Annotated in this window: 10 protein-coding genes and 1 pseudogene; 1 reads left to right on the top strand and 10 read right to left on the bottom strand. The window is 24.1% G+C overall.

The features are described from left to right. The 9 genes and pseudogenes from AB668_RS00055 to AB668_RS00015 all read right to left on the bottom strand — a co-directional run. A pseudogene (locus tag AB668_RS00055) lies at nucleotides 1-276 on the bottom strand (IS1634 family transposase); the annotation flags it as partial. Nucleotides 277-701: 425 nt separating this feature from the next. Next, a complete protein-coding gene (locus AB668_RS00050) occupies nucleotides 702-1,664 on the bottom strand; it encodes an alpha/beta hydrolase (protein WP_050517098.1) in 963 nt (320 codons plus the stop codon). 37 nt (nucleotides 1,665-1,701) lie between these two features. Further along, entirely contained in the window at nucleotides 1,702-2,370 is a 669-nt protein-coding gene (gene trmB, locus AB668_RS00045) for a tRNA (guanosine(46)-N7)-methyltransferase TrmB (protein ID WP_050517097.1), read from the bottom strand. Nucleotides 2,371-2,386: 16 nt separating this feature from the next. Continuing rightward, nucleotides 2,387-3,781, bottom strand: a complete 1,395-nt coding sequence (gene mgtE, locus AB668_RS00040; RefSeq protein ID WP_050517096.1) for a magnesium transporter — start codon at nucleotides 3,779-3,781, stop codon at nucleotides 2,387-2,389. A 108-nt stretch (nucleotides 3,782-3,889) separates the two neighbouring features. Further along, the gene (locus AB668_RS00035) at nucleotides 3,890-5,008 is read right to left on the bottom strand and encodes a bifunctional folylpolyglutamate synthase/dihydrofolate synthase (RefSeq protein ID WP_050517095.1); all 1,119 of its coding nucleotides are present in this window, start codon (nucleotides 5,006-5,008) and stop codon (nucleotides 3,890-3,892) included. Further along, nucleotides 5,008-7,842 carry an excinuclease ABC subunit UvrA gene (uvrA, locus tag AB668_RS00030; protein WP_152908003.1) on the bottom strand — a complete coding sequence of 945 codons (2,835 nt, stop codon included), beginning with the start codon at nucleotides 7,840-7,842 and terminating at the stop codon, nucleotides 5,008-5,010. The genes AB668_RS00035 and uvrA overlap by 1 nt, the downstream gene beginning before the upstream one ends. A gap of 7 nt (nucleotides 7,843-7,849) precedes the next feature. After that, nucleotides 7,850-9,850, bottom strand: coding sequence for an excinuclease ABC subunit UvrB (gene uvrB, locus AB668_RS00025; protein ID WP_050517093.1), 2,001 nt, complete (start codon nucleotides 9,848-9,850; stop codon nucleotides 7,850-7,852). A gap of 33 nt (nucleotides 9,851-9,883) precedes the next feature. Next, a complete protein-coding gene (locus AB668_RS00020) occupies nucleotides 9,884-10,642 on the bottom strand; it encodes a hypothetical protein (protein WP_050517092.1) in 759 nt (252 codons plus the stop codon). Next, on the bottom strand, nucleotides 10,626-11,333 hold the full coding sequence (locus AB668_RS00015; RefSeq protein WP_050517091.1) for a hypothetical protein: 708 nt from the start codon (nucleotides 11,331-11,333) through the stop codon (nucleotides 10,626-10,628). The genes AB668_RS00020 and AB668_RS00015 overlap by 17 nt, the downstream gene beginning before the upstream one ends. A 339-nt stretch (nucleotides 11,334-11,672) precedes the next feature. Between AB668_RS00015 and AB668_RS00010 the strand changes: the two genes are divergently transcribed. Then, a complete protein-coding gene (locus tag AB668_RS00010) occupies nucleotides 11,673-13,139 on the top strand; it encodes a BspA family leucine-rich repeat surface protein (RefSeq protein ID WP_050517090.1) in 1,467 nt (488 codons plus the stop codon). 18 nt (nucleotides 13,140-13,157) lie between these two features. Here the strand turns inward: AB668_RS00010 and AB668_RS00005 are convergent. Beyond that, nucleotides 13,158-13,654, bottom strand: a 497-nt coding sequence (locus tag AB668_RS00005; RefSeq protein ID WP_152908002.1) for a transposase, incomplete at its 5' end; no start/stop codon positions are given.

Raw genomic sequence — 13,654 nt, 5'->3', positions numbered from 1 at the left:
AAAATTTAAAAGTTCTCTAAAGATATGATTGTTTAATTTTTCATTTAGTGCAAATAGACCATATGATTTAACGTCTACTTCATATGTTTGTTTTTCAATACTTTGATAAACACCATTGATAATCTTCCCAATAACTCCTTTTTCAACAGGAATAATTTTTCCATTTTTTCTTATTGATGTTCTTTTTATAACATTATAAACACCTTCTTTTGTGGTTGCTTTTACTCTGGTACTAGATGGTCTTGGAATTTCTAATATGTCTTTAGGAATGGCCATTTTTATATCTCCTTTTTTATGTGTTAAACACTATACATATATATTTATTTTACCACCTATTTTTAGTTTTTTAAACTTTTTTTAAATAAAATTAGAACAAAAAATAGAGCTTTTTTAGCTCTAGATTTAAGAAAATTTAATTTTTTAGATATTTTAATGTATTTAATGGACGAAAATAAGAATTTTTTAGTAAATTATTAAAATTATATAGTGTCCAAAATTGGGAATTTTTTATATAATTATTTATTTTGAAAAACTATCAATTAAACAAAAAAAGAACTCTATAAAGAGTTCAAATTCAGTTCTGTTTATCATTACGCCAGGTCATAAATTCGTAGGTAGTGCCGGTAAGAACTAAAACCACCAATCTAGTAAATAAAATATTTACATTATTAATCTATCACAAAAAATTATTATTATCCATCTTATAAATGTTTTTTAATAAATTCTTTAACTTTAATATGATATTGATCTGCATAATCTGCAATAACTCTAACGTGTTCACTATTTTCAGGAGTTCAAATTTCAGTTATATCTTTATTTGATTTTTCATACATTTCAACACTCATTAAATAATTAATAAAAGTATCACCTTTAGAATGAATATAAAAAATCGGAGTTGTAACTTGATTCATATTTTTTAATAAATCATATTGTTTAATATCTTTATTTACATGTTTATTAAATTTTGATCCAACAAATAAACTAGTTTCTCATCAATTCTTTTCTAATCTAGTTGACATATACCATCTAAATTGACGAACTAAATTTGAAAATCCACAATCAGCTACTATTCAATTAATATCTTTTTTACATTTACCAATTTGAGCATATAAAACAGAAGTTGATGCTCCCATACTATTTCCAATTAACCCTATTTGACTAGCTTCGTTTTCTTTTAAAAACTCAATAACAGTATCTAACATTTCAATTGTACTAAAACCAGTATCAGTATTTTTACCATAACTTTTACCGTGAGCGAATTGATCAAAAGTTAAAATATTATAACCATCATTTAAAAAGTGCTGAACAAGTCTTAAAGCTAAATACTTATTTTCAGTTCAACCATGTAATCCAATTACTCATTTTTTAGAGTTTTTGTTTTCTATTTTTAAACAACTAATTTCACCATGTTTATTAGATAATTTAAATTCTTTGATTTGATCTTTTTTGATTAAAAAATCTTGAATCTTTTTGTCTTTAAGATCTTGAATGTGTTCATTATATGTATTAGTAAAATCATCAAATCTTTTATATGAAAAACAAAAGTGTATAAATTCTTTAATATATTTATTTTGTTTTGTAATTTTAAATATATAAATAAAAATAAAATAAATAACTATTTTAAAAAAGTTATTTTTATTAACTGAACAAATTTTATTTTTCATTTGTGCTCCTTAATATAGATATTAAAAACTCTTTAATTTATTTTAAATTTTTAATAATTATTTTGTTAATATTTTTTCCTAAACTATGAAATTTTGTTTCATATTCAGTTGCAATGTTATCTTTTATCATTTCTTGATCTTTATATAAATCATTAGTTTTATAAATAATTTCTCACTTATTAGTTTGACTTAGCTGTTCTAAACTAAATTCATATAATAAATCATTATCACTTTTAAATTCTAAAATTCCATCTTTTTTTAATATTTGAGAGTATCGATCTAAAAACGTAATAAATGTTAAACGTTTTTTAGTATGTCTTTTTTTAGGTCATGGATCTGAAAAGTTTAAATAGATTTTTGAAATAGAATTATCAGTAAACATTTCAGTTAAATCTTCAGCAAAATCATTAAAATATTTTAAATTATGCATTTGCTTTTTATTTTGTTCAAAAACATTCAAGCTCTTTTTTAAAGCCACTCCAACAACTGTAGTTTCTTTTTCCATACCAATAAAATTAATATCACTGTTTTTTAAAGCTAATGTAGTAATAAATTGACCTTTACCACACCCTATTTCAAGATGAACATCATTGTTATTGTTAAATTCTTTATTTAAATCTAAATGATTTTGTTTATTAAAATGAATTAGACTATCATCGTGCTTTTCTAAAAAATCTTTTGTTCATGGTTTATTTCTTAAACGCATATTTCTCCTTATCAATCTATATAAATAATACACCAACACCTAAAAAAACAATAACAGTAATAATATCAACAAATAATGTTAATAATGGAAGTGAAACTGATGATGAGTCTTTACCTAATTTATTTATTATTAAAGGTAATATTAAAGCTAATAAATTTGAAATTAAAATAGTAATAACAATTCCAACACTAGCTATTATGATACTTTTTCAAATATAAATATTACTAAAATCAACTTTATATTCAATTAAATAAATACACATCATTCTTAAAAAGTTAATCACAACAAGACTTATTGCAAGCATTATTGAAACAATTATTTCTTTAAAAAAGATCGTTTTAATTTCTTTTTTATGTAATTGCTGTAAATTAATAGCTCGTCCTGTTATTAATAAAGTTTGATTAGCTGAACAAGCAACTACTCCTGAAATAATTAATGTTAAAGGAATTAACATTAACAATAATTGATTATCACCTGTAGGGTTATATTTATTAAATATGACAATCATTAAAATATTTGTGATAAATCCTAATATAAGCATTACTAGTAAAGATAAACTTCTTGATCTAAACATTTGTCAAATTGAAGTTTCAAAATAATTTGTTTCTGTTGTTTTAATACCACTATATTTATGAATATCTTCATTAGTTTCTTCAATCAAGACATCAATCACATCATCAACAGTAATAATACCTACTAAAATGTTGTTATCATCCACTACTGGTAAAGTATTAATATCATATTTTTTAAACATAATCGCAGCTTCTTCTTGAGATTGGTTAGAATTAATTGAGATTATTTTTCTATTCATAAATTCACCAATTTTAGTATTATTATCATTTAAAATTAGATCTTTAACTTCAATACTTCCAATTAATTGTCCGATTTTATTAACAACAAATACATCATCAATTTCATCATATTCTTCGTGATTTTTTTTAATTTCAGTAATAGTTTTAGATACGGTTTTTATTTCTCTAACTGATAGAAAATCAACACTCATAATACTTCCAGCAGTATAATCATCATATTTTAAAATATTTAATAATTCTTTTCTTTGTTCAATTGAAGCAGCATCAAATACTTTTCTAACAACTTCAGTCGGCATATCTTCAATAGCATCAATAATATCATCTGAATAAAGTTCATTAACTAGTTTTTTTAACTTAGTTATATTTAAATTTTTTAATATATATTCTCTTAAGTCATAAGATAAATAATTAAATATTTCACTTGATTGTGATACTTTAATTTTTTTTAAAATTTCAAATGCTATTTTTTCTTGAATATGATTTAAAACTTCTGCAAAATCTGCAGGTTGTGTTTGATCGGCAAGATTAATAATATCTTGAGTTTTTTTATTATTGTAAAGATTAATAATCTCTTGCTCTAAATTGTTATGATCTATCATTTTTAACTCCTATGATTTATTTCAAATACTTTTAACTCTATTAAGTTATTAGAAATATTTTATCAAATTTATACTAATATTATTGATTTATAAAAACCCTACTCTCTCCTATTGATATTTTTTATTTTCTATAAATCACTTATAAACTTGTGGAACAAAATATAAACTTCCACAAATTAAAATATTCTTTTTATTATTTTTTAAAAATGCTTTTCAATCATAAATTTTATTTTTATAATTAACATTATTTATATCTCAAGCTTTAATGTGATCAAAACTAGTTATATAAACTTCATCAAAATTACTTTCTAATAACTCTAATGAAGTTTTATAATCTTTTAAAAAACTTGTTGCATATAAAACTATAAAGTCTTTTTTAAGTTGTTTTGTTGCTGTTATTAACCTATTTATTGCATCAACATTATGAGCACCATCAATTATAAAATAAGGATGGGTTTGTAAAATACTAAATCTTCCTAAAGGTTTATCTAATTTAAAGATACTATCATCATAAATTTCAAATTGTTCTAAAACTTTTTTAGCTAAACCTTTATTTGCTTTTTGATAATCTATTTGATCATCAATTTTATCAGCAAAAATAACTTCTACATTTTTATTAATTAATTTATCTAAAATAATATCTTTATATTTTAAATTATCATCACTAACAATTAATTTAGTATTAGCTTTTGCTATATTTACTTTTTGAAAAATAATATCTTCAATAGTATCTCCTAAATAATCAGTATGATCAATTGAAACAGAACTAAAAGCTGTAAGTATTTGATTAGACATATAATTAGTTGTATCTTTTCATCCACCAATTCCAGCTTCACAAACTACAATATCAACATCATTATCAACAAAATATAAAATCATAACAAGTGTTCACATTTCAAAAAAGTTTAACTGATATTTATACATATAAACTTCAGCCTTTTTAATGTATTTTTTCAAATCATCATCACTAATTGAAATATTATTAATTTGAATTCTTTCATTATGGAACATAAAAGCAGGAGAAATAAATAATCCTACTTTTTTATATTTTTGTTTTAAACCTTGTGATATATAAAATGATGTTGATCCTTTACCATTAGTTCCAACAACATTAATGGTTGGTAGTTTTGATTCGATATTATTTAACTCTTTTAAAACTTCTTTAAAAATATTTATCTTTTTGTCTCTTGTTAATCATTCAAATAAAAAGTCATCAACTGAAATCATTATAAATATCCTTTCAAGTATTTAGCTGTGTAGGATTTTTCTGATTTTACTACTTGTTCAGGAGTACCAAATGCTACAACTTGTCCACCGTATTGTCCACCATCTGGACCTAGATCAATAATGTGATCTGAAACTTTAATAAAGTCTAAATTATGTTCAATACATAAAACTGTGTTTCCTAAATCAACTAATTTATTTAAAACATCTATTAATCTTTTTACATCATCAATATGTAAACCTGTAGTTGGTTCATCTAATAAAAACATAGTGTTTCCCGTTTGTTTTTTTAATAAATGCGTTGATAGTTTAATTCTTTGAGATTCACCACCTGAAAGTGTTGTAGCGTTTTGACCTAGTTTAATATAACCTAATCCTACATCTAAAATAGTTTGAAGTTTAGCTTTAATTTGAGGAATATTTTCAAAAAATTCATAAGCTTGACTAACTGTCATATTTAAAACATCAGAAATTGATTTATCTTTATATTTCACCATTAAAGTTTCGCTATTATAACGTTTTCCCTCACACACTTCACAAATAACTTCAACACTTGGCATAAATTGCATTGAAATAGTTATAACTCCATCACCTTGACAATGTTCACATCTTCCACCTGCAACGTTAAATGAGAATCTTCCTTTTTTATATCCTCTTATTTTAGCTTCAGGCAGATTTGTAAATAAATCTCTTATATCATTAAAAACTGAAGTGTAGGTTGCTGGATTGCTTCTTGGTGTTTTTCCGATTGGTTCTTGAGAAATATAGATTACTTTATTAACATTTTCTACTCCTCTAATTTCTTTTACCTTACCAGTTGGAACGTATTCTTTAGATAAATTATTTTGTAAACCTTTATAAACAATATCTTCTAATAAAGTGGATTTACCACTTCCACTAACTCCTGTAATTGTTACAAATTTATTTAAAGGAATAGTTACATCAATATTTTTTAAATTATTTTCACTAGCTTTAATTATTTGAATAACTTTTTTATTACCACTTCTTCTTTTTGTTGGAACTGGTATAGTCATACGTTTTGATAAATATTTTCCTGTAATAGTATCAGTTTTTAAAATTTCATTATATGTTCCTGAAAAAGTAATTTCTCCACCGTTTTCTCCAGCTCCTGGACCGATATCAACAATTCAATCACTTGCTTTCATTGTATCTTCATCGTGTTCAACAACAATTAAAGTATTTCCTAAATCTCTTAAATGTTTTAATGTAGCAATTAATCTATCATTGTCTTTTTGATGTAATCCAATTGAAGGTTCATCTAACACATATAAAATACCCGTTAATTGACTTCCGATTTGTTTTGCTAATCTAATTCTTTGAGATTCACCACCCGAAAGTGTTGTAGCTGTTCTTGCTAGATCTAAATATCCTAATCCTACTTCATTTAAAAAACTAGTTCTTGAAATAATTTCATCTAATACTAACTTAGCAATTGTTTTTTGAGTTTCAGTTAATTCTATATTTAATAAAAAATCCAATTCTTCACCAATGCTTATTTTTGTGTAATCAAAAATTGATTTATCATTAATTTTTACTGATAATGCAATTTCATTTAATCTTGATCCTTGACATAAAGTACAAGTTGTTGAAGACATAAATTTAGCATATCAATTTCTAATTTCTTCAGATTTGGTTTCAAAATATCTTCTTTTAATTAATTGTGCTGTTCCTTCTATATAATCAAAACTTTCATATTTTTTACCATTACTACTTACAAGTCTAATATCTATTTCTCTGTCACTTCCTCATAAAATAACATCAATTTGTTTTTTAGTTAATTGATTTAAAGGCAAGGTTAGATCAATATAGTAATAATCACATAATGTTCTAAATTTTTGTCATTCTAAATTATCAGTATGTAAAAAGTTTTTATAATAACTAACTCCTCCTTCATTAATTGAAAGATTCATATTAGGCATAATTAAATTAACATCAGGTTCTAAATTTACACCTAATCCATTACACTCACTACAAGCTCCCAGTGGAGCATTAAATGAAAACAATCTTGGTTCTAATTCAGGAACAACAAAATCACATTCTTTACATGCAAAAGAAGTTGAAAACAATTTCTCAACTTTTTGATCATCATTAATATAAGCGATTTTAATTAAATTGTTAGAATAATTTAATCCTGTTTCAACGGCTGTAAAAACTCTTGAATTAATCTCATCAGTATTTTGATAAATAATTCTATCAACTACAATATCAATATTATGTCTTTGATTTTTATCTAACTGAATTTCATCATCTAACATTTTTAATTCACCATCAACAATTACACGAATAAATCCATCAGAACTTAATTTTTCTAAAACATCTTTAAATGTACCTTTTTTATCTCTAACAATTGGAGAAAGTATATGAATTTGTTGACTAGATGTTGTTGTTTGCTTAATATTGTTTACTATTTCACTGATGCTCATAGCTTGAATTTGACCATGACCATTTATACAATAAGGAGTTCCTATTCTTGCATATAATAAACGTAGATAATCATAAATTTCAGTAACTGTACCAACTGTTGATCTTGGATTATGACTAGTTGTTTTTTGATCAATTGAAATCGAAGGAGATAATCCTTCAATTGAATCAACATCAGGTTTTTCATTTCCACCTAAAAACTGTCTAGCATAAGCTGATAGTGATTCAATATAACGTCTTCTTCCTTCAGCATAAATTGTTGAAAATGCTAATGAAGATTTACCAGATCCACTTAATCCTGTAAAAACAACTAATTTATTTTTAGGTATTTCAAGATCGATATTTTTTAAATTATGTTCTCTTGCACCTTTAATTATGATTTTGTCGTTCATAATAAACCTCCTAATTAGTATTTTTTTGGTTTTCTAATTCAATAATTGTATCTCTTAAAACTGCAGCTCTTTCAAAATCTAACTCTTTTGCAGCTTGTAACATTTCATCTCGTAGATCATCAATTGCTTTTTGAAGAGTTTCAACTTTTTGTTTTGAATTTCTAATTTTTTTGGCTTTTTCTATTGCTTGTTTAGATTTTTTACTTAGTATTGATTCAGTGATTTGTTTTGAAACTGTTTTAGGAATAATGTTGTGAATTTTATTATATTGTTGTTGAATTTCGCGTCTACGATTAGTTTCATCAATAGCTTGTTGCATAGCTTGACTAGTACTATCAGCATACATTATAGCTTTACCATTTTCATTTCTAGCAACTCGACCTATTGTTTGAATCAATGAACGATAGTTTCTTAAAAATCCTTGTTTATCAGCATCTAATATACAAATTAAACTAACTTCAGGTAGATCTAATCCCTCTCTTAGCAAGTTGACTCCAACAACAACATCATAAACACCTTTTCTTAGATCATTTAATATTTCACTTCGTTCTAATGTTTTTAACTCTGAGTGTAGATAAGCAACTTTAATATCTCTTTGTTGTAAATAGTTAGTTAAATCTTCACTCATTCTAATTGTTAAGGTTGTAATAAATACTCTTTCGTTTACTTTTCTTCTGTTGTGTATTTCATTGATAATATCATCAATCTGATTTGTTGTAGGTCTTATTTCAACAATTGGATCTAATAATCCTGTTGGTCTAATAATTTGTTGAACTACATGATTGTTAACTTGTTCTAATTCATAATCTCCTGGAGTTGCTGAAGTATAAATTACTTGATGTAATAAACTATTAAATTCATCAAAATTTAATGGACGATTATCTAGTGCACTAGGTAGTCTAAATCCATATTCAACTAGTGTTGTTTTTCTAGATCTGTCAGTGTTATACATTCCTCTAATTTGAGGAAGTGAAATATGAGATTCATCAATAATGGTTAAAAAATCATCTTTAAAATAATCTAATAAAATATAAGGACGTTGACCTGGTTGACGTAAATCTAAATGTGAAGAGTAATTTTCAATACCACTGCAATATCCAAACTCTTCAAGTGATTCAAGATCATATTTTGTTCTTTGTTCTAATCTTTGAGCTTCTAATAATTTATTTTCAGAATTTAAAACAGCCAATCGATCAGTTAATTCATTTCTAATATTATTACAAATTAATTTCATTTTATCTTGTGGTGTCACATAAGCTTGAGCAGGAAAAATTGAAACAATACTAGTTCTATCTATAATAGCTCCTGTAATTGAATTTAAAATATCAATCATCTCAATTTCATCATTAAATAAAGAAATTCTAAACATAATATTGTTTGCTCAACCAGGAACTATTTTAATAGCATCGCCTTTAGCAGAAAAACTACCTAATTCGTTTTCGATATCATTTCTTGTATAACCAGTTCTAACTAATCAATTTAATAATTCATTTCTTGCGATTTTTTGTCCTATTTTTAACTCAAAAAAAGCTGATGAATATTCTTCTGGATTTTGCAATGCAAAAATTGCAGCCACACTAGCTACAACTATTGTGTCATTTCTTGTTAAAAGTGCATTACAAGCACTAAGTCTCATCATATCTAATTCCATATTCTGACGAGCATCTTTATCAATATATAAATCTTTGGATGGAACATAAGCTTCAGGTTGGAAAAAATCGAAATTTGAAACAAAATATTCAACTCTATTTTCGGGAAATAATTCTTTTAACTCATAATACAATTGCATAGCTAAAGTTTTATTATGAGCTAAAACTAAAGTTTGCTTGTTGTGTTTTGCAATAACATTAGCAATAGTAAAAGTTTTACCAGTTCCAGTAGCACCTAGTAAAACTTGATATTTTTTATTATTTTTTAATCCTTTTTCTAATTCTTGTATAGCTTGAACTTGATCTCCAGAAGCTGAAAATCTACTTACTAATTTAAACTTATTGTTGTTTATATAATTCATATTAATATTAATTACTTTCTTTGTTAATTTTTATTATACTCTCTTTTGATTGTTATTTTGGTTTGTCAATTTATTTGACTTGTTATAAACTAAAATATTTAAATAATAAACTGCTACATATAATAAACTAATTAAAGCAATAAATAAAATATTTCCTAATACATAAAGAACGACACCTATTTTTTCAGCAGATAAAAATGCATATGGATGAGGTACAATTTGATCACCAACATTTGGTATCAATCTAATTCCAATTCAAATTAAATATGCAGTAAGTATAACAACATTTTGTAAACTTCCTAATCAAATTTGTTTTTTAGTTTTTTGATCTTGAATAGGAAAAACAAAAAAGTATATTAATCAAATTAAAGGAACAATCATATGAATTGCACTAGCTCTATAATAAGTATCAAAACTATTATCATCTATTTGAGTTTGACCTATAATTATTCCAACAACATAAAATAAGAAAATAAAAATTGTTCATGCAGTAAATGTATATTCAGTATATTTAAAAATAAGTAATTTTTTAGTTTGTAACATTTTTGTAATTTTCATAGCAGAAAATACCATTACAAAAGTAGCATATCATTCACTTAAATAAGTTGTGTCTCTTACAAATATAAAATCTGCTCCTTCTGGTTTATTTGTAGTTACTCCAAATGATTTGAATACAAAAAACATAAATAGACATGAAGCTATTAAAAATAACATAACAACTGAAACAATCATTTCAGATTTAAATGTTCTTTTAAAAGTTTTTAATTTAATCTTATTATCAATTTGTTTCATAAATACCCCTATTTTTATTTATTAAATTATTAATTTTTATTACAGCAAAATACATTGAAAAATACACAGCAAATATAAAAATTCCTAAGAAAATAAAGTTAACTACTCCTAATTTTTCTATATCAATATTAACAAAAGCAAATTGATTATTTTTTACTAATTCTAATCTTGCAAATGTTTTAATAACTACATAAACAATATAAACAAAACTAATTAATGCTAGTCTTCATGTTGATCTAAACATCACTTTATTATTTACTAATGTTTTATTTTTAAATAGTAATAAATAACTTAAAAATGCGATTGGTAATAAAAAGTATGAATTAATTATTTTTAATCAATAAGTTCAGTTAATTGTTGAGTTAAAAAAGCCTACACTTAAATAAAATATAAATAAAATCATAGATGCCAAAAGCATACTTGTAGTTAAAAATTCTAATCACTTATTAGAATAAATTTGTTTTGTTTTTATATTTTTATATAAAGCATAGACTGCATAAAAAGTTGCTATTCACATTGCTCACATAGAAATAGAAATTGAATCTAAAAAAACTAAGCTATCAATGTTATTAATCTTTTGACTAATATTAACTATCGCAAATGTAATATTTGCAAAAAGACTGACAAAAATAACAGTACCATAAAATATAGCATCAGTTTTTCATGTTCTATCTAATGTTATTTTGTTCATATACTCTCTCCTTACATAGTCTTATTATATAAAATAAATAAAGATAATAAAAAGTACGTTAAGTAACTTTTAAATTATTCAATTCGTACTTTTATTCTTTAATTCCTGGAATAACTATTGATTATGATAATTTTGTAAAAAATGCAGACTTCCAATTTCTTGTCAAGTCTCTTTTTTTCTTGTCAAGTCTCTTTTTTTCTTGTCAAGTCTCTTTTTTTTCTTGTCAAGTCTCTTTTTTTTTCTTGTCAAGTCTCTTTTTTTTTTTTTTTTGCATTGCTATAATTTTATTATGTAAGAGTAGGACAAGGTTATTAAATTTTTATTTAGTAAAGGGGTTATATGAAATTAACTTGAAAAACAATATCTCTAATAATTGGTACAAATGCTATTTCTGCAACTTCAGTTGGAACTGGTATTAAATTGTTAAATAACAAATCTCAAAAGATTGAAAGTATTGATTTATCTACTTTAGTTATTAATAAAGATTTAGGATGAATTAACGAAAGTGATAAAACATTAGAAAAATTAATCTTACTAATTAAGCAAAAAAATCCAAAAATTGATATTGATTTTTCTAAATTAGATTTAGTGATTAAAGACAACACAGTAATAATAAAGCCTATTAAAAATGATAAAACATATAAAAATCAAATAGCATTTACATTTTACATTCCTACTTCTGAAGAAATAGTTATTAATAAAATTAAATCTATTTGAGATCTTGAATTTAAAGATAGGTTTAGAGTTAAAAACAAATGAGGTTTACCATCTAAAAAGACAATATTAAAAACTCTATCAGATAGATTAATAAAAAATAAATTAAATAATATAAAAATCGATTATTTAGAAGACAGTTTAAAAGAGACTGAACCAAAAGAAAATGAAAATCTGAAGTTTATTTACAATGGTGACATCATAGAGTTAAATATTGGATTATTTAATACAAGTAAAACAAAACATAAATATAAAGATTCTACTAAAAAAGAAGTAACTGAAATAGGTTATTTTATAAATGAAAAAGGTGTATTTCAAATACATAAGTTTAATTGAAATACAGAAATTGTTACCAGTTTATTACCTAGTATTATTACTGACCTAAGTGAAGCATTTAAAAGAAATAAACATCAAGTTATTAAAGGAATTGAATATTGAGATACTTCAAATGTGACTTCTATGGAAAGAATGTTTCAGAGTGCAACTGAGTTCAATAGTGATATCTCAAGATGAAATACTTCTAAAGTAACTAATATGCAAAATATGTTTTCAGTTGCTGAAAACTTCAACCAAAACATAAGCACAAAAGAAATTAAAAATTCAGATGGTTCATCATATATTGCGTGAGATACTTCAAATTTAATTCATATGAATAGTATGTTTTCAAGTGCTAAAAACTTTAATGGTGATATTTCTAATTGAGATGTATCTAATGTAACTGAAATGTATGGTATTTTCATGAATTCCTTAAGCTTTAATCAACCATTAAATAATTGAGATGTATCTAATGTAACTGATATGTCATCATTATTTATGAGTGCAAAAAGTTTCAACCAGGATTTAAACAATTGAGATGTATCTAATGTAACCCTTATGGAAGCAATGTTTTATGATGCTGAAAACTTTAACGGCGATATTTCTAATTGAGATACTTCAAATGTAACTAATATGTATGTTATGTTTGATGAGGCTAAAAATTTCGGCCAAGATCTTTCAAGGTGAAATGTTGATAATGTAATATATCCTTTTTATATTGATAATAATAAATTAAAACCTGAACAATTACCAAGATTTAAAAAACAATTAGAATAAAAAAGTTTTAGTCTAATACTATACATTTAATAAATCAGCAAGGTTTTGAACGTATTTCAACATCTTGCTTTTCTTTCATTCTTTACCACTTATCTGTTCTATTTTATAACTTCTTAAATATTCTATTATTTGTTTGAAAGAATAATTTTTGTGCAAGTCCAATTTAATAAATTGGTTCTTAACACGTGTTCCAATTATTAATGATAAGTAGTTTATAAATTCAGTTGTATAAACTTTCATTTCAGAATGAACTCTGGTTTTTGATAATTCTAAAATGTTTTTGTAAAAATTGAACATTTCTTCAATCTCTCATCTTTGATCATAAAGTGTGTATACATCTTCTAAACTCAAATCTACATTTGATTCAAAAGCAATTGTTCCAAAATATTCTTCTTCTTTTTTGAATTCAGAAATATCAAAATTATCTTTTCTTAAATGTCTTTGATACCTACCAATACTTTCTTTTCCAGCAATTTCTAAGTCTTTAAATAAATAGTAAAATTTGTTGTTTATTT

The organism is Mycoplasma sp. HU2014 (assembly GCF_001199495.1).
Classification (GTDB): domain Bacteria; phylum Bacillota_I; class Bacilli_A; order Mycoplasmatales; family Mycoplasmataceae; genus Mycoplasma.
The sequence above is the reverse complement of the archived record's forward strand: the minus strand, read 5'-3'. Positions and strand labels throughout refer to the sequence as shown.